Annotated in this window: 24 protein-coding genes and 1 tRNA gene; 11 read left to right on the forward strand and 14 right to left on the reverse strand. The window is 55.1% G+C overall.

What is annotated here, in order from left to right:
- Window positions 1–72 precede the first annotated feature (72 nt).
- The 6 genes from AC2IBB_RS01930 to glyQ all read right to left on the reverse strand — a co-directional run bounded on the left by AC2IBB_RS01930 (window position 73) and on the right by glyQ (window position 5,012).
- Window positions 73–516, reverse strand: coding sequence for a hypothetical protein (locus AC2IBB_RS01930; RefSeq protein ID WP_486331225.1), 444 nt, complete (start codon window positions 514–516; stop codon window positions 73–75).
- On the reverse strand, window positions 503–997 hold the full coding sequence (locus tag AC2IBB_RS01935) for a nucleotidyltransferase domain-containing protein (protein WP_486331226.1): 495 nt from the start codon (window positions 995–997) through the stop codon (window positions 503–505). Before AC2IBB_RS01935 ends, AC2IBB_RS01930 begins: the two co-directional genes overlap by 14 nt.
- Window positions 998–1,258: 261 nt before the next feature.
- Window positions 1,259–1,335 (reverse strand) — tRNA-Pro (locus AC2IBB_RS01940).
- A gap of 51 nt (window positions 1,336–1,386) precedes the next feature.
- Entirely contained in the window at window positions 1,387–1,962 is a 576-nt protein-coding gene (gmhB, locus tag AC2IBB_RS01945) for a D-glycero-beta-D-manno-heptose 1,7-bisphosphate 7-phosphatase (RefSeq protein ID WP_486331227.1), read from the reverse strand.
- Window positions 1,963–1,981: 19 nt separating this feature from the next.
- On the reverse strand, window positions 1,982–4,060 hold the full coding sequence (gene glyS, locus AC2IBB_RS01950; protein ID WP_486331228.1) for a glycine--tRNA ligase subunit beta: 2,079 nt from the start codon (window positions 4,058–4,060) through the stop codon (window positions 1,982–1,984).
- 4 nt (window positions 4,061–4,064) lie between these two features.
- On the reverse strand, window positions 4,065–5,012 hold the full coding sequence (glyQ, locus tag AC2IBB_RS01955; RefSeq protein WP_011394022.1) for a glycine--tRNA ligase subunit alpha: 948 nt from the start codon (window positions 5,010–5,012) through the stop codon (window positions 4,065–4,067).
- A 230-nt stretch (window positions 5,013–5,242) separates the two neighbouring features.
- Between glyQ and AC2IBB_RS01960 the strand changes: the two genes are divergently transcribed.
- On the forward strand, window positions 5,243–6,139 hold the full coding sequence (locus AC2IBB_RS01960; RefSeq protein WP_486331229.1) for a lysophospholipid acyltransferase family protein: 897 nt from the start codon (window positions 5,243–5,245) through the stop codon (window positions 6,137–6,139).
- Window positions 6,140–6,162: 23 nt separating this feature from the next.
- Here AC2IBB_RS01960 and AC2IBB_RS01965 read toward each other — a convergent pair whose 3' ends face one another.
- Window positions 6,163–7,842, reverse strand: coding sequence for a hypothetical protein (locus AC2IBB_RS01965; RefSeq protein ID WP_486331230.1), 1,680 nt, complete (start codon window positions 7,840–7,842; stop codon window positions 6,163–6,165).
- Window positions 7,843–8,110: 268 nt separating this feature from the next.
- Here AC2IBB_RS01965 and AC2IBB_RS01970 point away from each other — a divergent pair, with 268 nt between their 5' ends.
- Window positions 8,111–9,067: an alpha/beta fold hydrolase gene (locus AC2IBB_RS01970; RefSeq protein WP_486331231.1), complete on the forward strand. Its 957-nt coding sequence runs from the start codon at window positions 8,111–8,113 to the stop codon at window positions 9,065–9,067.
- Here AC2IBB_RS01970 and AC2IBB_RS01975 read toward each other — a convergent pair.
- The 5 genes from AC2IBB_RS01975 to def form a co-directional block, all read right to left on the reverse strand.
- Window positions 9,042–10,490 carry a TrkH family potassium uptake protein gene (locus AC2IBB_RS01975; protein WP_486331232.1) on the reverse strand — a complete coding sequence of 483 codons (1,449 nt, stop codon included), beginning with the start codon at window positions 10,488–10,490 and terminating at the stop codon, window positions 9,042–9,044. The genes AC2IBB_RS01970 and AC2IBB_RS01975 overlap by 26 nt on opposite strands.
- A gap of 33 nt (window positions 10,491–10,523) precedes the next feature.
- Entirely contained in the window at window positions 10,524–11,897 is a 1,374-nt protein-coding gene (gene trkA, locus AC2IBB_RS01980) for a Trk system potassium transporter TrkA (RefSeq protein WP_486331233.1), read from the reverse strand.
- Window position 11,898: 1 nt separating this feature from the next.
- On the reverse strand, window positions 11,899–13,242 hold the full coding sequence (gene rsmB / locus AC2IBB_RS01985) for a 16S rRNA (cytosine(967)-C(5))-methyltransferase RsmB (protein WP_486331234.1): 1,344 nt from the start codon (window positions 13,240–13,242) through the stop codon (window positions 11,899–11,901).
- A 1-nt stretch (window position 13,243) separates the two neighbouring features.
- Window positions 13,244–14,200, reverse strand: a complete 957-nt coding sequence (gene fmt / locus AC2IBB_RS01990) for a methionyl-tRNA formyltransferase (RefSeq protein WP_486331235.1) — start codon at window positions 14,198–14,200, stop codon at window positions 13,244–13,246.
- A 68-nt stretch (window positions 14,201–14,268) separates the two neighbouring features.
- Window positions 14,269–14,775, reverse strand: a complete 507-nt coding sequence (gene def, locus AC2IBB_RS01995; RefSeq protein WP_486331236.1) for a peptide deformylase — start codon at window positions 14,773–14,775, stop codon at window positions 14,269–14,271.
- A gap of 163 nt (window positions 14,776–14,938) precedes the next feature.
- Here def and AC2IBB_RS02000 point away from each other — a divergent pair, with 163 nt between their 5' ends.
- The 8 genes from AC2IBB_RS02000 (at window position 14,939) to AC2IBB_RS02035 (ending at window position 21,721) form a co-directional block, all read left to right on the forward strand.
- The gene (locus tag AC2IBB_RS02000; protein WP_486331237.1) at window positions 14,939–15,967 is read left to right on the forward strand and encodes a LysM peptidoglycan-binding domain-containing protein; all 1,029 of its coding nucleotides are present in this window, start codon (window positions 14,939–14,941) and stop codon (window positions 15,965–15,967) included.
- 58 nt (window positions 15,968–16,025) lie between these two features.
- Window positions 16,026–17,195, forward strand: a complete 1,170-nt coding sequence (gene dprA, locus AC2IBB_RS02005; protein WP_486331238.1) for a DNA-processing protein DprA — start codon at window positions 16,026–16,028, stop codon at window positions 17,193–17,195.
- Between the two features lie 79 nt (window positions 17,196–17,274).
- A complete protein-coding gene (tsaC, locus tag AC2IBB_RS02010; protein WP_486331239.1) occupies window positions 17,275–17,829 on the forward strand; it encodes an L-threonylcarbamoyladenylate synthase type 1 TsaC in 555 nt (184 codons plus the stop codon).
- Between the two features lie 10 nt (window positions 17,830–17,839).
- Window positions 17,840–18,745 carry an oxygen-dependent coproporphyrinogen oxidase gene (hemF, locus tag AC2IBB_RS02015; protein WP_486331240.1) on the forward strand — a complete coding sequence of 302 codons (906 nt, stop codon included), beginning with the start codon at window positions 17,840–17,842 and terminating at the stop codon, window positions 18,743–18,745.
- A 48-nt stretch (window positions 18,746–18,793) separates the two neighbouring features.
- Window positions 18,794–19,606: a shikimate dehydrogenase gene (gene aroE / locus AC2IBB_RS02020; protein WP_486331241.1), complete on the forward strand. Its 813-nt coding sequence runs from the start codon at window positions 18,794–18,796 to the stop codon at window positions 19,604–19,606.
- 109 nt (window positions 19,607–19,715) lie between these two features.
- On the forward strand, window positions 19,716–20,504 hold the full coding sequence (locus AC2IBB_RS02025) for a motility protein A (RefSeq protein ID WP_486331242.1): 789 nt from the start codon (window positions 19,716–19,718) through the stop codon (window positions 20,502–20,504).
- Window positions 20,501–21,328, forward strand: a complete 828-nt coding sequence (locus AC2IBB_RS02030; RefSeq protein ID WP_486331243.1) for a flagellar motor protein MotB — start codon at window positions 20,501–20,503, stop codon at window positions 21,326–21,328. Before AC2IBB_RS02025 ends, AC2IBB_RS02030 begins: the two co-directional genes overlap by 4 nt.
- A gap of 84 nt (window positions 21,329–21,412) precedes the next feature.
- Window positions 21,413–21,721: a PA4642 family protein gene (locus tag AC2IBB_RS02035; RefSeq protein ID WP_486331244.1), complete on the forward strand. Its 309-nt coding sequence runs from the start codon at window positions 21,413–21,415 to the stop codon at window positions 21,719–21,721.
- A 74-nt stretch (window positions 21,722–21,795) separates the two neighbouring features.
- On the opposite strand, the gene AC2IBB_RS02040 is transcribed toward AC2IBB_RS02035, so the two are convergent.
- Together AC2IBB_RS02040 and AC2IBB_RS02045 are read right to left on the reverse strand one after the other, a co-directional pair.
- Window positions 21,796–22,245, reverse strand: coding sequence for an Hsp20/alpha crystallin family protein (locus AC2IBB_RS02040; RefSeq protein WP_486331245.1), 450 nt, complete (start codon window positions 22,243–22,245; stop codon window positions 21,796–21,798).
- Window positions 22,246–22,474: 229 nt separating this feature from the next.
- Window positions 22,475–23,017, reverse strand: coding sequence for a gamma carbonic anhydrase family protein (locus AC2IBB_RS02045; RefSeq protein ID WP_486331246.1), 543 nt, complete (start codon window positions 23,015–23,017; stop codon window positions 22,475–22,477).
- Between the two features lie 210 nt (window positions 23,018–23,227).
- Between AC2IBB_RS02045 and prlC the strand changes: the two genes are divergently transcribed.
- Window positions 23,228–25,261: an oligopeptidase A gene (prlC, locus tag AC2IBB_RS02050; protein WP_486331247.1), complete on the forward strand. Its 2,034-nt coding sequence runs from the start codon at window positions 23,228–23,230 to the stop codon at window positions 25,259–25,261.
- Window positions 25,262–25,267: the final 6 nt, after the last annotated feature.

Here is a 25,267-nt window from a genome sequence, read left to right on the forward strand (position 1 = left end):
CGTGTAACTGTGTTATGTTTTGGTGTAGTTAGTTTAGGCGTGTTTTTGGACAGCGCTCAAAGTCTTTGGTTGTTAACTTTGAAACAAGTCTGGATGTGTTTTACTCAGCCAAGTAGAAACGGTTTCCAGAAGAAGGTCTGCTTGTCTAAGGCACTCCTCTACAGTGGTAATCGAAATTAAATCCCCAGAATAATCAGCTATATTGCGTTGTTTTCGCAAGGAATCCAAGATGATCACTTGGTTGGTTTCTATTCCAACCGTTTTTGGTAACGATTGTATCATCGTTTGATGGTGCCCAGGTTTGCTCGTTAGTGTGCGATAGCCGCATGCTTGGAGGGCTGCGTTAGCCAACTGCATAATAGATTTGTATGCCATGTCAAACTGGTTCTCATTACTTAAACCGTTAATTCGGGCATCGCCAGCATTTCTCCGCGCTGCTTCAAGTAAACGCTGAATGGCCGCCGCATCTGGCTTTATGGTTTCTAGGCTCTTACCAACCAAATTATCCAATGTCACTTTTATCCCCCATTACGATTAGTTTGGGCTTCTGCATTATATCTTGTATAAAACTACTGTTTTCCGTCAGTAAGTCATGCCAGTCTTTAGGGGAGTATACTTTCGGATTAACTTCCCGTCCTAAGACCTCTTGCGCTGGGTAAAGCCTTCTTACTATGTCAGCGAAACTAACGTCTCCAACCACAAGCAGGTCAATGTCGCTGTTACTTGTCGCTTTGCCACTGGCGATAGATCCAAATACAAAAGCGACATTGATGTCGCCAGCAATTGGTTGCAAGTGCTCAGTTAGAACATCCACCACGCCAGTGGTTTTACGGAAGATACTTGCCAGTTCTTCAAATATGGGGCAATTTCTATTGGCCTTGTAATATACTTGGTTCCCTTGACTGGTCTTTAATAGCAAGCCTGCTTCGGCCAACTTACTAAGCTCTTTGTGCAACGTTCCAGCAACAGTCCCGGTTAGGCGAGCTATTTCTCTCACATGCAATGCTCTATCTGGGTGCGATAGCAGTAAGCTTAAGGCTCTCCGACGGTATTCTTTAAATAGTACTTCGACAAGTGTAACTGGCATATTTGACCTAATGAAGCCTTTTGTGCTTCATTTGTAGCTTTTAAGGCTTCAAAAGGCAAGTTTTGTATGAGCCTCTTTCCTTTAAGGGGCTGAAGGAAAGAAAAAGTGCAACGATATGAGGCTTTGACAGTCGGTCTACAAAGTACTCTTTAAAAACCGCTAGTAAGAACGTGGTCGGCGTGAGAGGATTCGAACCTCCGACCCCTTCGTCCCGAACGAAGTGCGCTACCAGGCTGCGCTACACGCCGTAAACCGTGCCGCTTAACATAGATAATGCGGCAGTTAAAATCAAGCTTCGTTTAGCTCTCAGAGTGGCTCTCTTTGAGACTTGCGATGGCATGCTTGGCGAAGTCCGCCAAGTCCGTAAAAACGGGCACGCCATCCAGTTCTTCTTGCGTCAACTTGACCAGGGTGCGCTCACCTTTGCCGGTTTTCACCAGCACAGGCTGGCAACCTGCGGCGCGGGCGGCGCCGATATCGCCAACATTGTCGCCAATGAACCAGGCGTTTGCGGCGGACATACCGGTTTTCGCCTCTATATTGCGCACTAAACCGGGTTTCGGTTTGCGACAATCGCACTGATCGTCCGGCACATGGGGACAGAAGGCGATGGCGGCGATAGCGCCGCCGTGCTTCGCAACCAGATCGAGCAATTTGGCGTGCATCCTGCCCAGCTCGGCTTCATCGAAATAACCGCGTCCCAGACCGCTTTGGTTGGTGGCGACGGCGACGGTGAAGCCTGCGGCGGATAAGGCCGCGATGGCTTCAATACTGCCCGGAATCGGCCGCCATTCCTGTTCCGACTTGATGTAGTCGTCGGAGTCTTCGTTGATGACGCCGTCCCGGTCCAATATCAGCAGTGTATTGATGCTCACCTGCTCTTCCCTGTGTGGTTTACGCTTTGTTTTGCAGTAAGGAGATGTCCGCCACCTGCAGGAACACGTGACGCAGGCTGGCCAGCAGCGTCATACGGTTACTGCGGATAGCCGGATCATCCACCATCACCATGACCTTGTCGAAGAACAGGTCGATGACGTCCTTCAACTCCGCCAATTGCTGCAGCGCCTGGGTGAAATTGCGTTGTTCGATAAACGGACGCGTAGACTCGGATTTCTCCTGCAAGGCGCGGAACAGGTTCTTCTCCGCTTCCTCAGTGAATAGTTCTGGATTCGCCGACTCTGCGGAGATTTCCACCTGCTCTTTGCTGAGGATATTGGAGACCCGCTTGTTCGCCGCCGCCAATGCCTGCGCCGCGTCGAGCTTCAGGAACTCCGCCACCGCCAGCACGCGTTGATCAAACTCCACCGGTTTGGTGGGGCGACGGGCCAACACGCTCAGGAATACTTCAGTAGGCACTCCGGCTTCTTCATACCAGGCGCGGAAACGATCCAGCATGTAGTCGACCACAGCGGTTTCCAGGTTTTCCGCAGGCAGGTCACCATGCAGTTCCTGCGCCCATTGCACGCACTCGGCGAGATCCAGATCCAGTTTTTTCTCCACCAGAATCCGCAGTACGCCCAAGGCGGCGCGACGCAGACCGAACGGGTCTTTAGCGCCAGTCGGCGGTTGGTTGATGCCGAAAATACCGACGATGGTGTCCAGTTTATCCGCCAGGGATACCGCGCAGCCGGTCAAGGTTGTTGGCAGCTGATCGCCGGCGAAGCGCGGCAGGTACTGTTCTTCCTGGGCCAGAGACACTTCTTCCGGCTCTCCGTCGATAGCGGCGTAGTAACGGCCCATGGTTCCCTGCAGTTCGGGGAATTCCATGACCATTTCCGTAGCCAGGTCGGTCTTGCTGAGTTCACCGGCACGCTGCGCCCATTCTGGATTGCTGTCGATCTGCGCCGCGATTTTCGCCGCCAGTTTGCCGACGCGAATGGCTTTGTCGTACACCGTTCCCAACTGCTGCTGGAAAACGATGGGTTTCAGGTCTTCCAGTCGACTCGCCAGGGGGCGCTTCTTATCCGTGGAGAAGAAAAACGCCGCATCGCTGAGACGGGGGCGGATGACTCGCTCGTTACCGTCGATAACCTGCTGCGGATCTTTGCTTTCAATATTGGCCACGGTGATGAAGTAAGGCAGCATGCGGCCTTCCGCATCCACCACGTGGAAGTATTTCTGGTTGCCTTTCATTGTGGAGATCAAGGCTTCCGCCGGGACTTCCAGGAAGCGATCCTCAAAGCGTCCCATTAATGCGGTTGGCCATTCATTCAAGCTGGCGACTTCTTCCAACAGCGCTTCGTCGATAACGGCCATGCCGGAAGTTTGCTTGGCGATGGCTTCCACCTGTTGTCTGATCAGCGTAATACGCTCTTCAAAGTCCGCCATGACATAGCCGGTGTTTTTCAACGCGTCTTTGTAATTGGCGGGCGTGGCGATTTCGATGGGCGCAGGGTGGTGGAAACGGTGGCCCAACGTGGTATTGCCCGCTTTCAGACCCAGAATTTCGCAGTCGATGACTTTTTCGCCGAACAGCATGATGATCCAATGCACGGGACGCACGAATTCCGTGCGACGCGCGCCCCAACGCATGCGCTTGGGAATCGGCAGCGCCGCCAGGGACTCTTCAACGATGGCCGGCAACAGACCAGTGGTTGGCGCGCCGGACTGTTTGCTGCGAAACACCAGCCAAACGCCTTTGTCCGTTTCCAGTTTCTCCAGTTTCTCCGGCGTGGTTCCGCAGGAACGGGCGAAACCTTCACAGGCTTTGGTGGGCGCGCCGGCGGCGTCGAATGCCGCTTGCAGAGCGGGGCCGCGTTTTTCCACTTCCAGATCCGGCTGCTTTTCCGCCAGTCCTGAAACATGCACCGCCAGACGTCTGGGGGCGGCGTACCACGTCAGCTCAGAGAAGGACAGTTGCGCTTTCTCCAGGCGTTGACGGATGCCTTGGGCGAAGGCGTCCGCCAATTGACGCAAGGCTTTCGGCGGTAGTTCTTCAGCGCCGATTTCTACTAAAAAATCCTGGTGGTTCATTGACTTACTTCTCCCCTTCGCTGGCTAGCACTTCGTCACGGATAGAGGCTTCGGCCAATGGGAAGCCCAGTTGTTTGCGGCGGTCAAAGTAGGCTTGCGCCACATCTTTGGCGAGGCCGCGCACGCGCAGGATGAAACGCTGTCTCTCAGTGACTGAGATCGCGTGCCGTGCGTCCAGCAGGTTAAATGTATGCGACGCCTTCAACACCATTTCATAAGCGGGCAGCGGCAGGCCTTTTTCGATCAGACGCTTGCTCTCGCGCTCGTAAGTGTCGAAGTGACGGAACAGTTCGGTGGTGTCCGCTTCTTCAAAGTTGTAAGTGGACATCTCCACTTCGTTTTGGTGAAACACATCGCCGTAAGTGACCGGGCCTTGCGGGCCATGAGTCCAGATCAGGTCATATACGCTGTCGACGCCCTGCAGATACATGGCGATCCGCTCCAGACCATAAGTGATTTCGCCGGTCACGGGATAACATTCCAGGCCGCCCACTTGCTGGAAGTAGGTGAACTGGGTTACTTCCATGCCGTTTAACCAGACTTCCCAACCCAGCCCCCAAGCGCCCAGTGTCGGGGACTCCCAGTTGTCCTCCACGAAGCGGATGTCGTGCACCAGAGGATCAATGCCCATCTCACGCAGAGAACCAAGATACAGCTCTTGAATATTATCGGGAGAAGGCTTCAGCACTACCTGATATTGGTAGTAATGCTGCAGGCGGTTGGGGTTTTCGCCGTAGCGGCCGTCAGTGGGACGGCGGCTGGGCTGAACATAGGCTGCGTTCCAGGTTTCCGGACCGATAGCGCGTAAAAACGTGGCCGGGTGAAAGGTGCCTGCCCCTACCTCCATGTCCAGCGGCTGCAAAATGACGCAGCCCTGACGAGCCCAATAGTCTTGGAGAGTTCGGATTAATCCCTGAAAGGTTTTTACATCTGGCTTGTTTGTATCAGTCACGGTTTACACCACTTGCTGTGCATGTTTGGTTCTTTAGCCGCAGGCGCTTACTTGTCAGGACGTCGCCGGCCTGTAGAATAAAGCGGCAAATTATACTACGTGTGCGCGCCGATTGCAGATAGCCATAGGATATAGCCGCGAAATTACGCGAAAATTGCGGTTTCTGCGGAAAAAAGACGCTATCTGACGCCAGTTTAAGGCGGCGCACGCCCCGAATTCACAGGTATCTCTTGAACAAATCCAAACTCATCGCCACGCTGATCATCTTTCTGATTCGCCTGGTTTCCAAACTGTCCCTGCGCTGGGCGCAGCGTTTGGGCGGTTGGCTGGGCGCTTTGACCTGGCGCTGCAACGCCGGCCCGGCAAGGGTGACGCGCACCAATCTGCAACGCTGTTTTCCAGAAAAAAGCGAATCTGAAATCAATGCCTTGGGCGCCGCCAGTATGCGCGAAACCGGTAAGGTGGCGTTTGAAACCGGCGCAGTATGGGAATGGCCCGACGAGAAAACGCTGTCTTTGATCAAATCCATTGATGGCGAGCACCACATCAAAGAAGCGGAAGACGCCGGTAAAGGGTTGATTCTGCTGGCGCCGCACCTGGGCAACTGGGAAGTGGCTGGATTGTTTTTCGCTGCGCGTTACTCCATGGCCGCCCTTTATCAGCCGCCTAAAATCGAAGAACTGGACGACTATATGCGCGCCGTACGCGAGCGTAATGGCTCGGAACTTGTGCCCGCCAATAAGCGCGGCGTCATGCGTCTGTTCCATATTTTGCGGGATCAGGGCGTGATCGGCATTCTCCCGGATCAGGAGCCGGAGCTTAGCGGCGGCGTGTTCGCGCCTTTTTTCGGCATTCCCGCCAATACCATTAAGCTGGTGTCCAAACTGATTGAACGCACCGACGCCAAAGTGCTTTGCGTTTACGCCAAGCGTTTACCGGATGGAGAAGGCTTTGTGATGACGGTGCGGCCAGTGGCTGCGGATATCTACTCCGAAGATCTGGCAATCTCCGCCGCTGCGTTGAACGCCACGGTGGAGGCCTGCGTGCGGGAGACGCCGGAACAGTATCAATGGGAGTACAAGCGGTTCAAACGGCGTCCGGACGGCGAACGCCATTTCTACGTCTGAATGTCCCAGCGGACCGGCGCCTCTTAAAAGCGGTTGCCGGTCCGCAGTGGCGATCGCTGGGAGAGATCGCTTTCCCGCAGCACTTTTTCGTCAATCGAGCCAGAACGGCTGATATTTTTCAGAGAGCTGGCCAGAGACAGATTTAAGTAAATCACGTCAGCGAGTTCATCGCCGTTGTCTGGATTGTTCTCCATGGTGAACAGACCGTGCGTTTGCTCCACAACTCCCGTTTGCACCAGCTTATTCTGACCGTTCAAGCGGCCAAGGTTGAGTACGGGTAAACCTTCATTCAGGTTGTACGAATAAAAAAACGGGCGATTGTAATAGCCGTTTTCGAAGGCGGGCACGTAACTGTCGACGGAATCGTCTGGATTCGGGTCTGGCGTTTCTTCTCCCGTCATCAATACTGGCGCATAGCCGACGCCTACTTCCTTGAAGGTCTGGAAATACAGCCAGTGGGCGTTATCCGTAACGGCGCAGTGAGCGCCTGGGCAGGCGGTTGCAGCCATGTCCAGGTTTATCAGATAGGCGCTGGCGTTGGTCACGTCTTGATAGTTTGCATAGATGCGGGAGGCGCCGGTCAGGTAATCGCCGCTGATCGGATTGAGGATTTCCCGCGACTCCCCAGTCACTTTATCCATTAAATACAAGCGCGAGCCATCCAGAGCAATAACCAGATAATCCGTCGTTTGCGCCAAGCGTCCAGTAATAGCGCCCTCACTGGAGAAGTCATGCAAGATGTCATTGGCGCCGCCATCCAGAGCGATTTTGCGCACCTGTGCGCCATCAACCAGGTATACCTTGTCGCCATCTACGACCGTTTTTGCAGGGTCTATGACATTGGCGTCGATAGTGGTGAGCGCGGTCAACGCCATGCCTGTATCCAGTAGTTCTGTGCCGCTGTTGGCGAAGATCTGGCCGTCTGTGGTCAGCAACATATCCAGTTCGCCTGAGGAGAAGGCGTAGTCGAAGTCGGCGTTCGCCAGCCCATCAATACTTCGCGCCAGAGCGCCTTGCGCGTCCAGTATCTCTAGGGAGTCGGCCGTGGGCCGCAGGTAACCCGCCAACGCCCAGTTGGGTTTCCAGAAAGGCGTCAGGTTGAGGTCGTTAGCGGCGCCATTGCCCGGCGCGTCAGTGACCGCCGCGTTGAGTGGAACTTTGAAGTAGGCGTCGTCCTCATTGGCGCATGTGGCGTCAACGCCTGGCGTACGCACGGTGATTTTGGTCTTGCCGTATCCCAGGCCTTCTGGGAGAACGATGGCGGCGCAGACGGCTGAGGCGAGCGTACTGACCTGGGTCAGGGAGGATTGATCAGGTCGACCCAGGAATAGTTTTCCAGACTCGATCATCAGCATATAGCCTGCGCTGGCGCGGCTTTTGCCCAGCGGAATCACTGGCGCCAGCGTGGAGGTCGGCTGACTGGGACTTTGCCGGTATACGCTGCCGGCGGCGATGTCGTAGCGGAATGCGAAGTTCTTTTCCGTGTCATCGCCGGGGTTTTGCAGACCCGAGAAAAACAGGTTTTTGGTGACGGGAAAAGGTTCCTGTGGCTCTTCCACAATGACATCCGGCGGTTCAACCACTACGGGTGGACTGGAGTCGTCTTTCTTGTCGTCATCCTCCAGCCCCAACTGCTCACAGCCCCCCAACGCCAGAGAACTTAAGCACAAAGACAACAGAATATTGCGCTGGAGTTTGTCCATATTTGCCTCGCATGCCGCCACGATTTTTATTGGTTTGTTTACGCGCATTTACCTACAAATACATAAATTTACAGTAATTTTCGCTGCGAAAATTTGAACCAGCCCTGGTTCTTGCGAGTTGCCCATAGCCCTGGGAGCCTGCTGGTTAGACAATGTGAGGCCCTTTGCTATATTTTGTGATGCGATCCGCATTCAGGATTTGGAAGCGGCCGGCGATCCCGGGCGCTGTTGCTTAAGCAGTTGGAAGAAGTAGAGAGGTAAGGCATCCATGAACATGCCTTGGCGAAGGAATGTTTCCCCCCTTCCCGCGACAGGCGCACTCAACCTGTTGCAACTTTCCGGGTCACGAACCCTCGCCTATGGCGAATGGGGCGATCCCGCTGGAGCGCCGGTATTTTACGCCCACGGCGCGCCAGGCTCGCGTTTGGAAGGCGCTTTTTTTCATGAAGCGGCGCGGGCCGCCGGCTTACGCTGGATAGTCGTTGATCGACCGGGCATGGGCGCTTCCTCCCCGGGGGACAATTACACATTGCTGGATTATCCCAGAGACGTCAGCGCTGTCGCCGACGCCCTGGGGATTGATCAGTTCGCGGTGGCGGGCTGGTCCAGCGGCGGCGCCTATGCGTTGACCTGCGCCTTTGAAATCCCCAAACGCATCGCTTTTGTCGCTGTCATGGCCAGCTATACCAATTTTGGCGAAATGAGCGTCGCGAAAGATCTGTTATGGCGTAATGAACAGCGCGGACCGAAGATTGCTGAAGTCAGTACAGGGCTGTTTCGCACTCTGTTGACGCTGCTGAGGCTGACGGAGCGCTACAGTCCCAAGCTGTATCTGAAGTTCATTGAAAGCTCGAGCACGGAGCAGGATTTAACGCTGCTGCGCGATACCGGCGTACTGGAACGCTTCATGGATAACCAGCGCGAGGCTTTCAATCAGGGAGTGCAAGGCGTCATGCTGGATTTGTTGGCGCAGTATCGGCATTGGGGATTTTCATTGTCAGAGATCCGCCTGCCGACCCATATCTATCAGGGCGTGAAAGACCGTTTCGTGCCCTGGCGTTTCGCACAGCATCTCGCGGATAACCTGCCGTTGGCGGACTTGCGCATGATCACGGACGCCGGTCATATGTTTCCGTTAGAGGCGGACTTTCAGCGTGAACTGATGTCCGCCATCCGGCGTCATTTGGTGACGCCTGAGACTAGCGACGCCAGAAAGCAGGCGTAAACAGAATCAGCAGGGTGAACACTTCAAGACGGCCCAGCAGCATGGCGAAGCACAGTATCCATTTGGCGGGCTCATTCAGCTCGCCGTAATGCAGCGCCACGCCGCCTAAACCTGGACCCAGATTATTGATACAGGCGCCGACGGCGGACCAGGCGGTAACCTGGTCCAGCCCGGTGGCGAGCAGGCCCATCAACATAAACACGAACATGAACATGTAAACGGAGAAGAAGCCCCACACGGCCTCCAGCACCCGGTCCGGCACCGGTTTACGGCCCAGCTTCACCTGAATCACGGCGTTGGGGTGCACGATACGCTTCACTTCGCGCATGCCCTGCTTAAAGATCAACAGCACCCGGATCACTTTCATGCCGCCGCCGGTGGAGCCGGCGCAGCCGCCGATGAAGGCGACAACGAACAACAGGAACGGCAGCAGATGCGGCCAGTGGGCGAAGTCCGCTGTGGCGAAGCCTGTTGTGGTGGCGATGCTGACGACTTCAAATACGCCACGGATAATGGCGGTAAATGGATCGTAAGTGCCGGTGCCGATTAATACCCCGACGGTAATGACCGAAACAGTTATCAGGATCAGTGAATAGAAAATAAACTCGGGATCTTTCAGGTACACCAGCACGGAACGGCGGCGCCAGGCGAAAAAGTGCATGGCGAAGTTGATCCCGGCCAGGAACATGAAAATGATGCAGATGAACTCAATCAGCGGGCTGTTGAAGTAGCCGATAGACGCGTCGTGGGTGGAAAAGCCGCCGATCGCGATGGTGGCGAAACTGTGGCCGATGGCGTCGAATGCGTCCATGCCCGCCCACCAATACAGCAGGGCGCACAGCGCAGTGAGTGAGACATAGATATACCAGAGCGCTTTTGCGGTTTCGGTGATTCTGGGAGTGAGCTTGTTGTCCTTTACCGGGCCTGGCGCTTCCGCACGATATAACTGCATGCCGCCGATGCCCAGCATTGGCAGGATCGCCACCGCCAGCACGATGATTCCCATGCCGCCCAGCCATTGCAGCTGCTGGCGATACCAGAGTATGGACTTGGGCAAAATGTCGATGCCGGTCATCACTGTAGCGCCGGTCGTGGTCAGCCCGGAGACAGACTCGAAGATGGCGTCCACCAGACTCAGGTGGGGATGTTCGCTTAGATAGAGAGGGACCGCTCCGCTCAGACTCAGCACCACCCAGAACAGCACAGTGACCACAAATCCGTCGCGAATGCGTAGCTCGCTGGTGTGGCGAAATACGGGCAGCCAGACCATGAGGCCGGTCAAAAAAATACCGCACATGGCGGTAACAAAAGGTTGCATATGGCCGTCTTCGTAGATCAGCGACACCACGATGGGAGGGATCATGGTGGTGCTGAACAACATCAGCAGGACGCCCAGAATTTTAGCTATCGCCGAATAATGCATTGAACTGTCGTGCGCTTATTTTTGATATATGCGTTAAAAGAATGCGAGTCCCACCTGGAACAGGCGTTCAACTTCGGCGATCCTGCGTTTATCCACCACGAACAGAATGACGTGGTCATCCGGTTGGATACGCAGATGATCGTGAGCGATCAACACTTCGCCTCGCCTTACGATGGCGCCGATGGTTGAGCCCGCCGGCAATGAAATTTCATCCAGGCGCTTGCCTACCACTTTGGAAGAGCGATGGTCGCCGTGAGCGATCGCCTCAATGGTTTCCGCCGCGCCGCGTCGAAGTGAGTGGGCGCTCACTACGTCGCCTCGTCTCACATGCGTAAGCAAACTGCCGATAGTGGTTTGCTGAGGCGAAATGGCGACGTCTATTTCGCCGCCCTGAATCAGGTCGACGTAGTCCGGATTATTGATCAGGGTCATTACCTTGCGCACGCCGAGTCGTTTGGCCAGCATGGAGGCCATAATGTTGGCTTCGTCGTCGTTGGTGACGGCGCAGAAAACGTCGGTGTCTTCGATGTTTTCTTCCAGCAACAGTTCTTTATAGGCGGCGTTGCCATGCAAAACGATCGTCTTGTTGAGCTCTTCTGAGAGCTGGATGCAGCGATCCTGGTTATGTTCGATCAGTTTGACCTGATAACGTCCTTCCAGGGTTTCCGCCAGCCGCGCCCCAATGTTGCCGCCGCCGGCGATCATGATGCGACGGTAAGGTTTTTCCAGAGGCTGCAGTTCGCTCATGACTTTGCGGATGTTATCCCTGGCGGCGATGAAGAATACTTCGTCGTCTTCTTCAATGACCGTGTCGCCTTGGGGGATGATCGCTCTGTCTTTGCGGTAGATAGCTGCGACGCGGGTGTCGATATGGGGCAGATGCTGGCGCAAGTAGGCGAGTTCGTGGCCTATCAAAGGACCGCCTTTGGTGGCCTTGATGCCGACCAGCCGCACCAGCCCTTTGGAGAAATCCAGCACCTGTAAGGCGCCGGGGTTTTCAATCAGGCGGGTGATATGTTCGGTAACCACCTGCTCAGGGCTGATGATGACGTCAATAGGAAAGGCTTCGGTGTTGAAGAGGCCTTTTTTGGTGAGGTACGCGGATGTCCGCACCCGGCTGATTTTGGTAGGGGTTTTGAATAGCGTAAAAGCGACCTGACAGGCCACCATATTGACTTCATCGCTGTTGGTGACGGCGATCAGCATATCCGCGTCGTCCGCTCCCGCTTGTTTCAGGATGTTGGGATAGGATGCCTGTCCCTGTACGGTGCGGATATCCAGCCGATCCTGCAAAGATCGCAGGCGCTGGGGATTGGAGTCCACCACAGTGATGTCATTCGCCTCGCTGGCCAGGTTTTCAGCGAGGGTCCCCCCAACTTGGCCGGCGCCAAGAATTATGATTTTCATGCTAAGCGTCCACAGCTGAGACTTTCGGTGTTGGTTGTTTCCGCAATCTGGCGTAGAAAAAGCCGTCATGGCCGCCGGTCACCGGCAAAAGCTGCACTCCGAAAGACGACTGAATTCCATATTTCCCTTCAATCGGTATGACCTCCGCGTCCTTCGCGTTGGCGATAAAGCTTTCAATTATATGCTCATTCTCTTCTTTAAGAATAGAACAGGTCGCATAGACTAATAGGCCCCCGGGCTTCAGCGTAGTCCATAAAGTCCGCAGCAGCTTCAATTGCAGCTCAGCCAGCTGGGGAATGTCTTCGCTGCGGCGCAGCAGCTTGATGTCAGGGTGGCGGCGTATGACTCCTGTCGCGCTGCAGGGGGCATCGAGCAGAATGCGATCAAAGGGCGTTCCATCCCACCATTGTCGCAGGTCGCCGACATCCGCTGTGCGTACGTCAGCCTCCAGTTGCAGACGCTGCAGCGTATCGCGGGTGCGTAACTGGCGCTCGGGGTCTACGTCTACAGCGGTCACGGCTATATTGGGACTCCGTTCCAGTAGCGCTGCGGTTTTGCCTCCCGGCGCGCAACAGGCGTCAAGCACCCGCTCATTGGGTTGCGGGTCCATCAAAGAGGCGCTGAGCTGCGCCGCTTCATCCTGCACGGAACACAAGCCCGCGTCGAAAAATCCTGGCAGGCGGCTCACATCCACCGCCTGCTCACACTGGATTCCAGTCTCCGACCATTTGCAGAGATGAGCCTCCACTTCCACTTGGCGCAGCTGTTCCAGGTAATCATCTCGCCGGACTTTCTGTAAATTGACTCTTAGCGTCAGCGGGGCCTGATCACTGCTGGCGGTAAGCAACTCATCAAGTTGTTGAGGATAGGCGGCGGCCAGTTTGTCCAATAGCCATTGAGGCATCGCGTAGCGGAGGCCTGGTTCTTCGTCGCTGTGCGCCCGCAGTTCTTCCTTGCGGCGTTGAAAACTGCGCAGTACGCCGTTGACCAGTTTAGTCGCCCAGAGCTTGTTAAGCTCCTTGGTGACGTTAACGGTTTCATTGATGCTGACGTGGGCGGGCTTATCCATGAACGCCAATTGATGAAGGCCGCTGAGCAGAAGGAAATGAATATCCCGTTCTTTGGCTTTGATGGGCTGACGTAATAACTGGCCGAGCCAATGCTCCAGGGTCAGGTAATGGCGGCAAGCGCCATAGCACAATGCTTGTAAAAAGCTGCGGTCCTTCTCATCAACCAGTTCCAGTGATGCCGCTAAGGCGGCGGATAATGAGCGTCCTTCTTCCACTACTGCGCGGAGGGTTTTGGCTGCGGCGGCGCGGGCGCTTAGAGTTTTGCGTCGCTTCATATCAGCGGTTTATCTCCAGGATCTGGCCTAATTGCATCAAAGGTTTGCCGCCGTTGATCAGATCCTGACAACTGATGGGCTTACCGCCGGGCAGTTGCAGGCTGGTGATGGACAGCGCGCCCTCACCGCAAGCGACTTTAACCGCTTCCGTCGTGCGTTCAATAATCGTCCCTGGCTGCGCTTTGCTAACATCGTTGGACGCGTTGGCCGCCCAAATGCGGATGGTTTGTCCGTTATCTTCGGTGAAACATACGGGCCAGGGATTGAACGCGGCGATTTTACGTTGAATCAGCGCTGCGGGTTCTGACCAGTCGATTCGGGCTTCCTCTTTTTGCAGCTTATGAGCGTAGGTGGCGAGATCGTCTTGTTGTCTCTCGGCCAGTAGCTTGTCTTCCTGCAATAGCGTCAGCGCTTCCACAATGGCTGCTCCGCCCATTTGCGCCAAGCGGTCATGCAGTGTGCGGCCAGTGTCGTCAGCAGTAATTGGCGTGACGGTTTTAAGCAGCATTGGCCCTGTATCCAGACCCGCTTCCATCTGCATGATGGTGATGCCGGATTCTTTATCTCCGGCGATGATCGCCCGCTGAATTGGCGCCGCGCCGCGCCAGCGCGGCAACAGTGAGGCATGGATATTGAGGCAGCCGCGTTTGGGGGCGTCCAGCACCGTTTGGGGCAGAATGATTCCATAGGCGGCCACCACCATCACATCCGCGTCATAATCGCGCAGGCGTTGACGGTCTTTTTCATTTTTGAAGTTCAGCGGCTGTTCCACCGGGATATCGTGTTTTAGCGCAAGCTGTTTAACAGGGCCCGGGAGAAGCTTGTTGCCGCGGCCGGCGGGGCGGTCAGGTTGAGTGTATACAGCAACGATCTGATACTTGGCGTCCAGCAGCGCTTGCAGTGCGGAAGCGGCGAAGTCTGGGGTGCCGGCGAAAATGACTTTCAGGGGTGATGACATGAAGTTTCAGGCCTTAAAAACAAAAACCGCCTGGGCGGGCGGTTAAAAATTCTTTCGGAATTGTGGACTTATGCGCGCATTTTATGCTGCTTTTCCAGTTTCTTCCGGATTCGAGTCCGTTTAATATTACTCAAGTAATCGACATACAGTTTGCCGTTGAGGTGATCAACCTCATGTTGGAGGCATACCGCAAGCAGTCCGCGGGCTTCCATCTCGTAGGATTCGCCATTACGGTCCTGGGCTTTGATCCTGACATGGGGAATCCGTGTGACCGACTCGTAGAAACCGGGAACGGACAAGCATCCTTCCTGCATTTCTTCGGGGTCGCCGTCCAATACTTCGATTTCAGGGTTGATGAACACCAAAGGTTCGGATTTGTCCTCGGATACGTCAATGACGACGATACGTTTGTGGACGTCCACCTGGGTGGCCGCCAGACCAATTCCGGGGGCTTCATACATAGTTTCAAACATGTCGTCGATTAGCTGACCCAAAGCAGCGTCAAAGGTATGTACGGGCTTGGCCACTGTACGCAGCCTAGGGTCAGGAAATTCAAGAATTTGGAGCTTACTCATAATTAAATTTGTGAAAAAATTTCCATTACAGATTGGATAACGCCTGCTAGTATTATCTATTAGTGTAAGAATGAGTACAAACTAAACAAAATTGAATAGGCTAATCGTCATTATAGCCTGATTTCATCCCAAACTGCCCGGTTATGACCTAAGGGAATGTATCATGAGGAAACTGCTGTCCTTTGTGTTCGTAGTGATGCTAACGTTGAGCCAGTTTGCGCTGGCCGCGCCTGAGCTACGCGACGACCATCCAGATCGCTACACCGTCGTCAAAGGTGATACTTTGTGGGATATATCTTCGCGCTTTTTGCGGAATCCCTGGTATTGGCCGGAGATCTGGCATGTTAATCCGCAAATAGAAAACCCCCATTTGATTTTCCCTGGCGATGTACTGGCGTTGGTTTACATTGACGGCAGACCCCATGTCACTATCGCCCAGCGCGGCGACCTCGGGCGCACAGTGAAACTTTCCCCGAAAAAACGCATCACGCCGCTGGAAAGCGCTATTCCCGCTATTCCGCTAGAAGCCATTAACCCCTTTCTGACAGACAGTCGCGTCGTGACGGAAGAAGAGTTGAATAATGCGCCTTATGTTTTGCTGGGCAAAAAGGGCAACCTGATCGTTGGCGCAGGTGATCAGGTTTACGCCAGAGGCGATGCCGTGTTGGAAGCTTCCTATGGCATTTATCGCCGTGATGATGTTTATGTCGACCCTGACACCAAGGAGTTTTTAGGAATTCAGGCCCGTTCCATTGCGGTGGGCAAAGTTGTTGCGCAGCAAGATGACGTTCAGACAGTACAGATTCGCCGCTCCAACGAGGAAATCCGCCAGGGCGATCGTTTATTGCAGGAAGAGGATCGTGAAATTAATTCCACGTTCTATCCCAGCAACCCTGAGGGCGATATCCATGGCAAGATGATATCCGTGATCGATGGGGTGAGCCAGATTGGCCAGTACGATGTGGTGGTCATCAATAGAGGCGCGCGCGAAGGCTTGAAAATTGGCAACGTGCTGGCTATCTACAAAGCGGGTGAGCAGGTACGTGATCCTTACACCAAGGAAATCCTCTTGTTGCCGGCTGACCGCGCAGGCCTGCTGATGGTGTTCCGCACATTCGAGAAAGTCAGCTATGGTCTGATCTTAAAAGCCGAGCGCCCTCTTGCTATAATGGACGAAGTTCGCAATCCATAATTTGTTAATATTCTGAGACGCCGTCACGCTGGCGTCTCAGCCGATCAAGGATGATCCCATGTCTACTTTCACTCCTATTGTCTGGTTAAACCTCACCACTATTCCTTCTCTGGGCGATAGTCGCCTTGCTTTGCTGGCGCAACATTTTGCAGAGTCGTTGCAGCTTGATGATTTTCAACTGGGCGTATCTTCCAATCTATCTTTTTCCACTGAGCTGTGGCGCGCTATCGAAAAGGTGATTGCACATGGCGATCGCCCGATTAACGCACAAGTGGCGAACAGTCTGAGATGGGGTGAACAGCCGGGGAGTCGCCTGTTTTTATTGCCTGACGCAGATTATCCCAGTCTGCTGCGTTTGCTGCCGGACCCTCCCGCAGTGTTGTATGCGCGTGGCCGACACGAGTTGATTCATCAGCCTCAAATCGCCATGGTGGGGTCGCGCAACCCGAGTGTGCACGGTCAGGAAACCGCTCGCCAATTCGCTCGTTCCTTGGGTGAAAGCGGCTTCACTATCACCAGTGGCCTGGCGGCGGGAGTCGATGGCTCCGCTCATACCGGGGCGCTGGGGACTCTGGGGAGCACTATTGGCGTGTTGGGGTCAGGGCTAAATGTTATATACCCCGCCAAGCATCGTGACCTTGCCCAAAAAATGATGGAGAACGGCTTGTTGGTCAGTGAGTTTCCGCCGGATACCCAGCCCAGGTCGCAGCATTTTCCCAAACGAAATCGCGTTATCAGCGGTCTTTCTTTGGGAACTCTGGTCGTGGAGGCCAGCTTGCGCAGCGGCTCATTGATTACTGCGCGCAATGCCTTGGAGCAGCATCGGGAAGTATTCGCCATCCCTGGTTCTATTCATAATCCCCAGGCGCGGGGTTGCCATCATCTAATTAAACAGGGGGCGAAACTGGTGGAGTGCACGGACGATATTCTCGCTGAGCTGCCTGCCTTGATGGGGTTGTATCGATCACTGAATGAACCTTGGAGTGAGGTGTTCGCTGTGGAAGAGTTTCCGGATCAGCAAAGCCAGCCTGAGCCGGCGTCGCTGGGCCCCTTGTCGGAGCAGGCGGAAGTGGTGCTCAAGGGGATGGGTTATGACTGCACGCCGCCGGACGCTCTGGTGGAGCGAACCGGCCTGTCTATTGCGGAAATCAGAAGCGTGTTGATCGAACTGGAACTGGAAGGCTGGGTGCAGGAAGTGGCGGGGGGCTTCATTCGCAACGCCCGTTAACTGTCCATTCCCTTTAGAGCTTGCCCCCGGGGTCGCCTTCGGTTACTTTGCGCCAGATTGGTATCCGGAGGGGCAAAACTTGTCAGCGTGGTTTATTCAGAAAGCGGTGTCCGTTCTCAGCCGTGGCGGCGTACTTGCTTATCCCACAGAAGCGGTATGGGGGTTGGGATGTGATCCCTCGTGCGAAGACGCGGTGAACCGCATTCTGCAACTTAAACGTCGACCCTGGCGCAAAGGGTTGATCCTCATATCGGGTCAGATTGAGCACTTTGCTCCTTTGCTGGACAGGCTGCCGCAGCTACAGAAAGACCAGATGCAGGCGACCTGGCCAGGGCCCGTTACCTGGGTAGTTCCAGATCCCGGCGTATATGCGCCATTGGTTCGCGGCGCCCACGACGCCATAGCCATTCGTGTGACGGCGCATCCTCTGGTGGCGGAACTGACCAGAGCGTTTGGCGGGCCTATCGTTTCCACTTCCGCCAACCCTGCGACCAGGGAACCGGCGCGCACGCTTTTCGACTGTCGCCGTTATTTTAAGTCCGGCGTCGACCACTATCTTCCCGGCAGGCTGAGTGGACTGAATAAGCCCAGTCAAATCCGCGACGCCGTCACCGGCGCCATTCTCAGACAATAAAGGCGACTTCATGCAGCAACAGATTACGCAGGTTAAGAATTATCTTCTGGGATTGCAGGACGAGATCTGCAATGGTTTAGCCGCCATTGACGGTGGCGACGGATTTGTAGAAGACGCCTGGAAGAGAGAGGAAGGCGGCGGAGGGCGCACCCGGGTGCTCAGCGAGGGCGGCGTGTTTGAGAAAGCCGGCGTCAATTTTTCCCATGTCAGCGGCGCGCAACTGCCTGCCTCCGCCAGCGCCGCCCGTCCGGAACTGGCGGGACGTAGTTTTGAGGCGATGGGGGTTTCGTTGGTGGTGCATCCGCGTAATCCTTATACGCCGACTTCCCACGCCAACGTACGCTTTTTTGTGGCGGAAAAAGAGGGCGAAGACCCAGTGTGGTGGTTTGGCGGCGGCTACGATCTGACGCCTTATTACGGCTTTGATGAAGACTGCGCCCACTGGCACCGGACGGCGGCGCAGGCATGCGAGCCCTTCGGCGCGGAGACTTACCCCAAATACAAAAAGTGGTGTGACGACTACTTCTACCTGAAACATCGCGATGAAGCCCGCGGCGTTGGCGGACTGTTTTTCGATGATCTCAACGCCTGGGGGTTTGAGCGCTCGTTCGACTTCATGCGCGCAGTCGGGAACAGCTATCTGCCCGCCTATCTGCCCATTGTGGAGCGCCGCAAAGATGTGGCTTATGGTGGGCGGGAGCGTTCTTTCCAGCTCTATCGGCGCGGTCGTTATGTCGAGTTCAATCTGGTTTATGACCGGGGCACGTTGTTCGGTTTGCAGTCCGGGGGCAGAACCGAGTCGATTCTGATGTCCTTACCCCCGCTGGTGCGCTGGGAGTATGCCTGGACGCCGGAACCGGGCTCGGATGAGGCCCGTCTGACGGAATATTACTTGAAGCATCGGGACTGGGTGTAAACCCGCAACGCCAAAACCCAAATCAGCGCAAATAAAGGCAGGTATAGCATGGATATGTACGCGGTTGTCGGCAATCCGGTCAGCCATAGCAAGTCCCCTAAAATTCACGGGATGTTTGCGCAGCAGACGGGAGAATGTCTCGAATACACGGCGATTCAGGCGCCGCTGGACGGTTTTCGGGAAACAGTGGAGTCGTTTTTTATCGGCGGCGGCAAAGGCCTGAATGTTACGGTTCCCTTCAAGGAGCAGGCCTGGAATATTGTAAGTGAGCGCTCACATATAGCGGAGCTTGCCGGCGCCGTGAATACATTGCTGCACCGGGATGGGCGTTTGTTCGGCGATAATACCGATGGTGAAGGCCTGATCCGTGATATCTGCGTCAATCAGGGCGTTGCGTTAAGCGGTAAGAAGATTTTGCTGGTCGGCGCCGGCGGGGCGGTAAAAGGCGTTATGGCGCCGCTGCTGGATGAAGGTCCCGCTTCTATTGTGGTCGCCAACCGTACGGTTTCCAAGGCGGAGGATCTGGCGCGCATCTTTGGCCGCAATGGCGCTGTCAGCGCCAGTGCGTTCGGGGACTTGGAAGGCCCGTTCGACGTGATCATTAACGGCACTTCAGCAAGTCTGGCGGGGGACATTCCTCCCCTGCCGGATTCCGTTATCGCTTCCCATACGTTCACCTATGACATGATGTACAGCCTGCGCGACACCGCATTCGTCGCTTGGGCCAAAGCGCGCGGCGCGGGACAATGCTGTGACGGGCTCGGCATGCTGGTGGAGCAGGCCGCGGCGGCGTTTCACCTGTGGCGCGGCGTGCGTCCGGATACAGCGCCGGTACTGGCCGCATTACGGCAGGGAGATTAGCGCCGCGGCCAACTTTGACTATGCTTAAGCTAATGATTTTAATCGCTTAGATTCGCTTTAGCCGAACCTGAGCCTGTTACTTGGGCATCGCGAAGTATGGACGGTCGACATGGATATACTCACCTGGGTGGGACTTTTGTTCGGTATGGGCGTGGTGCTGGGAGCGGTGGCTTCCGGCTCCGGGCTTTGGGACTTCGTCAATGTTCCCGGGCTGATGATAGTGGTCTTCGGCTCCATCGCCGTCACCTTGGTGAAGTACCGCTGGCGTAATTTTTTCGGCAGTGTGCGTCTGGCCTTCTCCACCACATTTCTTGAGAAAACCCAGGACCCATGGGAGCTGTATCGCGAAGCGCGGCAACTGGCGGATGTTGTGCGCAAACAAGGCTTACTGGGGCTGGACAAGGTTGATATTACGCATCCCTTTCTACGCAAAGCCGTCGGTCTCGCTGTTGATGGCCATCCCCCTGAATTCATCGAAGAAGTCCTGCTCGAAGATACGCATCAGTATGTCGAGCGCCTGCAGACGGCGGAGAAAGTATTCCGTGGTCTGGGGGAGTCGGCGCCGGCGCTGGGTATGTTGGGCACCCTGGTGGGGCTGGTGCAGATGCTGAACAATATGCAGGACCCCTCCTCCATCGGACCCGCCATGGCGATTGCATTGCTCACCACCTTTTATGGCGCCTTTATCGCCCAGCTTATCGTGTTGCCCCTGGCGGACAAACTGCAACTGAAAACCCAGGATGAAGTACGTAACCGCATGATCGTTATCAGCGGCATTCTAAGTATGGTGAGAGGGCTGAACCCGCGCATTATCAAAGATGTGCTGGCGTCATATCTGCCAGAGCTGGACGCCATGGATGACTTTCCTGGGTCGACGCCGGCGCAAGAAGAGTCATGATCAAGCCGCGTAAGCAATCCGGAGGATTATTGCCTGTCGGTGCGCCGGCCTGGATCGTCACTTTCGCCGATCTTATGACATTGCTGTTGACCTTTTTCATTCTGCTGCTGAGCTTTTCCAGCCTGGATGCGGAAAAATATCGCGCCATCGCCTATTCCATGAGTAAAGCCTTTGGCGTGGCCTGGGTTCCTTCTTCTCAGGGGGCGCCGGATATGTATCCCTTGGGAGGCGATATCGCGCCTACCGTACCACTGGAGCCTGTGATTCGTGATAAGGGCGATACGGAGCAACCGGAGCCGCAATCCAGCGTAGAACCCAGTTTGGATATCAGTCAGGAAGTCGTGAGTGAAGCGGCCTATATGGAGAATGACCGCCTGGCGTCGCGCATGATCAGTTTGCTGGAGAATGAAATAGAGGATCAGGCGGTGGACATTAAGTTTGACGACCAGGGCGTCGTGCTCAGTTTTACCGAGCGCGCCACCTTTGCCTCCGGCAGCGAAGAGTTGAAGCTATACATGCTGCCGGTGCTGATGAAAGTCACCGATGTATTGGCCGACTGTAAGGGAGACATTCTGGTGACCGGACATACTGACGATCGCCCTATCGAGTCGGCGAAGTTCCGCTCCAACTGGGATTTATCAGCAGCCAGAGCGGTCAGTGTGGTGCATCGTCTGGTGTTGGATGGACGTCTCGACGCCAGCCGCGTGAGCGCCATAGGACAGGCGGAAACCCGTCCCCTGGTTCCCAACGATAGCGATGATCACCGGGCGCAAAACCGGCGTGTGGAGATTCATATCAAAAACGCGGAATGCAGGCTGAGCTGAGTATGCGCAGCCTTCAATATCCGCGCAGGATCGAGGTAGAATGTTCGGCCCGGTAAATAACTATGATATGCAGGTGAATACGATATGAGCGGTCCTTCACAACCGAAGGTGGTGGATGAGGAGTGGAGCGATGAACGGGTTCAGGACTTTCTGGAACTGAAACCGCGGGATGCAACCGATCCCGATTATCATGTTTTGCGGCAGGCCTATGAATACATGCTGGCCCGCGATTATGCGCGTTTTGTCGCTTATTTTGCGGAAGCTGGCCGCAATATCAATGCGTTGAGTCCAGAAGGCGAAACCATGCTGGATCGGGTTGATGAGCACGCTCGTGGCGCTGAATATGCGCAAATTCTGCGTGACGCCGGCGGTAAAAAAGCGGCTGAGCTGTAAAAAGCAGGATTAAAAAATAAGGGGCGAACTATGTGTCGCCCCAGATGGTTGGCGGTGACGGTAAGTCGTTCGACTTACTGCACATTGATCTCGATCGCTTTAGGCTGCGCCTTTTCCACCTTGTTCAAATGCAAGGTGAGAATGCCGTCCCGGTATTCTGCGCGAATGTTGTTTTCATCCACATTATCCGGCAGCGTGAAGGAGCGTGCGAAAGCGCCGTAGAAACGCTCAACGCGATGGTGTTTTTTATCGCCTTCTTCTTTCTCCAGCTTGCGCTCGCCCTGAATGGACAGCACGCCCTCGTGCACGGCCACCTTGACGTGACTTTTATCCACGCCAGGCAACTCAGCCTTGATCAAGAACGCTTCTTTGGTTTCCGTGATATCCACGGCAGGAGCCCAGTCGGCCTTGCGGATCACTTCTTTGCCGTTTTCGCTGGTGCGAGCCTGGCCCTGCAAAGAGCGGTTATAACGGTCGAGAATATCTTCGAATTCAGAAAACGGGTTCCAACGGGTAATCGCCATAGTTCTATCTCCAAAAAGAGTTTAAGCACAAATCGGTTGGCCTGATGGGACAGGCCCTCTGTAATCATTTACACCTGAAACTGCTGATTGGGGTGACGTCTTGCCCCGGTTACGCTGCGTATCGTGATAATAGAAATAATGGCGTTAAAAATGTTTTCAAGGGGCGCCCTGATGACAAAAAAATCATATTCTGATTTACGTCAATTTCCTCCCACCCTCTGAGTCCACCTTACTCGCTCCTGTGTTCCTGCCGATGCAGGTCTTTCAATTTGACGTAATTAGCGGCGCTGTACTGGAAAAATTTTTTTTCCTTGTCATTAAGCGGGCGTGCTTGTTTCGCTGGCGCGCCAACGTATAAGTAACCACTTTCCAGACGCTTACCGGGAGGAACCAGTGTGCCGGCGGCGATAACTACATCGCTCTCCACATGGGCTCCGTCCATGATGATGGCGCCCATGCCGACAAGGATGCGGCTCCCAAGCGTGCAGCCATGCAGGATGGCCTTGTGTCCGATGGTCACGTCCTCACCGATCGTTAACGGGTAGCCGTCGGGGTTGAAAGGTCCGGCATGGGTGATATGCAGCACCGAGCCGTCCTGCACGCTGGTGCGTGCGCCGATGCGGATACGGTGCATGTCGCCGCGTACGACGGCGGTGGGCCATACGGAACAGTCGTCCCCCAGATGAACATCGCCGATGACGACGGCGGTGGGGTCGATAAAGACGCGTTCTCCCTGCGTCGGCGTGATTCCCTGATAAGTGCGCACAGGCATGGTGGACTCCAAGCATGAAAAAAAACTGAGGCGCCGTGGATGGGCTCAAGAGCCCGAATGGCGGATTGTTACTTTAGCATTGATCGGACTATTCTAAAGCAGGATTCCACGGCGTATTACTTGAAAGCCGCCGCCAACGCCCACATTTTGATTGTTCGGGGGCGTTGCGATCAGCAACCCCGGAAGACTTGTCAATTCAGGAATATTTCAATGACCAATCCATTGCTCGCCGATACGGCGTTACCCCCGTTTTCACAGATTCGCGCCGAACATGTCAAAGAGGCGATGGACGCACTACTCGCCGAAAATAGAAAGCGCATCGCCAATCTGGCGGCCCAGCCCGTTTTCAACTGGGATAATCTGGCGCAGCAAATGGATAACATGTCGGACAAACTGAACCATGTGTGGTCGCCAGTCAGCCATTTGAACAGTGTGCTTAACAGCGAAGCGTTGCGCGAGGTCTACAATGCCTGCATTCCCGAGCTGTCCCGCTACGGCACGGAGATTGGCCAGAACAAGGCGTTATACGACGCGTATCACGCCATTAAAGAGTCTGACGAATACAGTTCACTCAGCGAAGCGCAACGTAAATCTATTGACAACACCTTGCGCGATTTTCATTTGGCCGGCGTTGATCTGCCGGAGGACAAAAAAGCGCGCTACATGGAAATCTCCCAGCGCCTGGCGGAGTTAGGGAGCAAGTTCAGCGATAACGTGCTCGACGCAACCCAGGCCTGGACCAAACAGGTCACAGATGTGGAATTGCTTAAAGGCATGCCTGACTCCGCGTTGTCGGGCGCGCGTCAGGCCGCCAAATCCCGCGACAAAGAAGGCTATGTGCTGACGCTGGATTTTCCCAGTTTCTACGCCGTCATGACTTACTGCGAAAACCGCGAACTGCGCCAGGAAATGTACGAAGCCTACAACACCCGCGCTTCGGAACAAGGACCTTACGCGGGCCGTTGGGATAACTCCGTGGTGATGCAGGAAATCCTGGCGTTGCGTTTGGAGAAAGCGCGCCTGTTGGGCTTCAACACCTACGCGGAGTATTCACTGGCGACCAAGATGGCGCGTACGCCGGACGAGGTGCTGGGCTTCCTGAATGAGCTGGCGGAAAAATCCGTGGCGGTGGCGCGACAGGAATTTGATGAGCTGAAAGCGTTCGCTAAAGAGCAGGGTCAGGCGGAGCTGCAGTCCTGGGATGTAAGCTTTTACTCCGAAAAACTGCGCCTTCACCGTTACGCGGTGTCTCAAGAAGAGCTGAAGCCCTACTTTCCCGCCTCCAAAGTTATCGACGGCATGTTCGCTGTGGTGCAGCGTCTGTTCGGCGTCACCCTTGATGAAGTCACTGAGTTTGATAGCTATCACTCGGACGTGCGTTACTTCAAAGTGCGCCGCGACGGCGAAGAAATCGCCTCGATCTACATGGATTTGTTCGCGCGTGAGAATAAGCGCGGCGGCGCCTGGATGGCGGACTATGCGGTACGTCGCCGGCTGGACGACGGCTCCGTGCAGAAACCGGTGGCGTTTATCACTTGTAACTTCGCCCCGGCGACGGAAGAGCATCCCGCACTGCTGACGCATGATGAAGTCACTACGCTGTTCCACGAATTCGGCCATGCTCTGCATCACATGCTGACCACGGTGGAATGTAATGATGTCTCCGGCATCAACGGCGTGCCTTGGGATGCAGTGGAGCTGCCCAGCCAGTTTCTGGAAAACTGGTGCTGGGAGGAAGATGCGCTGGCGCTGATTTCCGGTCATTACCAAAGCGGTGAACCGTTGCCGAAAGAACTACTGGAGAAAATGCTGGCGGCGAAAAACTTCCAGTCCGGCATGCTGATGGTGCGTCAGCTTGAATTCGCTTTGTTCGACTTCCGCTTGCATCATGAATACGATGGCTCGGAAGGTTACGCCATTCAGCAGGTATTGGACGAAGTGCGGGATAAAGTCGCAGTGATCAAACCGCCCGCCTTCAACCGATTCCAGCACGGCTTCAGCCACATTTTCGCAGGCGGCTACGCCGCAGGCTATTACAGCTATAAATGGGCGGAAGTGCTGGCGGCGGACGCGTTTTCCCTGTTCGAGGAAAACGGCGTATTCGATCCTGAGACGGGGCGACGCTTCCTGCACTCGATTCTGGAAAAAGGAGGCAGCCGGGAGCCGATGGATCTGTTCATTGAGTTTCGTGGACGTCCGCCGGAAGTGGAGGCGCTGCTGCGTCAAAGCGGCATCGCCGCCTGAGAGAAA

Source organism: Hahella sp. NS-SX17, from assembly GCF_057367735.1.

Excerpts from the sequence above, each read along its gene's own strand:
- def (WP_486331236.1), bottom strand. The coding sequence starts at position 14,775 with ATGAGTAAGCTCCAAATTCTTGAATTTCCTGACCCTAGGCTGCGTACA.
- AC2IBB_RS02035 (WP_486331244.1), top strand. The coding sequence starts at position 21,413 with ATGAGCGGTCCTTCACAACCGAAGGTGGTGGATGAGGAGTGGAGCGAT.
- AC2IBB_RS01970 (WP_486331231.1), top strand. The coding sequence starts at position 8,111 with ATGAACATGCCTTGGCGAAGGAATGTTTCCCCCCTTCCCGCGACAGGC.
- AC2IBB_RS02040 (WP_486331245.1), bottom strand. The coding sequence starts at position 22,245 with ATGGCGATTACCCGTTGGAACCCGTTTTCTGAATTCGAAGATATTCTC.
- prlC (WP_486331247.1), top strand. The coding sequence starts at position 23,228 with ATGACCAATCCATTGCTCGCCGATACGGCGTTACCCCCGTTTTCACAG.
- trkA (WP_486331233.1), bottom strand. The coding sequence starts at position 11,897 with ATGAAAATCATAATTCTTGGCGCCGGCCAAGTTGGGGGGACCCTCGCT.
- AC2IBB_RS02000 (WP_486331237.1), top strand. The coding sequence starts at position 14,939 with ATGAGGAAACTGCTGTCCTTTGTGTTCGTAGTGATGCTAACGTTGAGC.
- fmt (WP_486331235.1), bottom strand. The coding sequence starts at position 14,200 with ATGTCATCACCCCTGAAAGTCATTTTCGCCGGCACCCCAGACTTCGCC.
- glyS (WP_486331228.1), bottom strand. The coding sequence starts at position 4,060 with ATGAACCACCAGGATTTTTTAGTAGAAATCGGCGCTGAAGAACTACCG.
- hemF (WP_486331240.1), top strand. The coding sequence starts at position 17,840 with ATGCAGCAACAGATTACGCAGGTTAAGAATTATCTTCTGGGATTGCAG.
- rsmB (WP_486331234.1), bottom strand. The coding sequence starts at position 13,242 with ATGAAGCGACGCAAAACTCTAAGCGCCCGCGCCGCCGCAGCCAAAACC.
- dprA (WP_486331238.1), top strand. The coding sequence starts at position 16,026 with ATGTCTACTTTCACTCCTATTGTCTGGTTAAACCTCACCACTATTCCT.
- AC2IBB_RS01975 (WP_486331232.1), bottom strand. The coding sequence starts at position 10,490 with ATGCATTATTCGGCGATAGCTAAAATTCTGGGCGTCCTGCTGATGTTG.
- AC2IBB_RS02025 (WP_486331242.1), top strand. The coding sequence starts at position 19,716 with ATGGATATACTCACCTGGGTGGGACTTTTGTTCGGTATGGGCGTGGTG.
- aroE (WP_486331241.1), top strand. The coding sequence starts at position 18,794 with ATGGATATGTACGCGGTTGTCGGCAATCCGGTCAGCCATAGCAAGTCC.
- AC2IBB_RS01965 (WP_486331230.1), bottom strand. The coding sequence starts at position 7,842 with ATGGACAAACTCCAGCGCAATATTCTGTTGTCTTTGTGCTTAAGTTCT.
- AC2IBB_RS02045 (WP_486331246.1), bottom strand. The coding sequence starts at position 23,017 with ATGCCTGTGCGCACTTATCAGGGAATCACGCCGACGCAGGGAGAACGC.
- AC2IBB_RS02030 (WP_486331243.1), top strand. The coding sequence starts at position 20,501 with ATGATCAAGCCGCGTAAGCAATCCGGAGGATTATTGCCTGTCGGTGCG.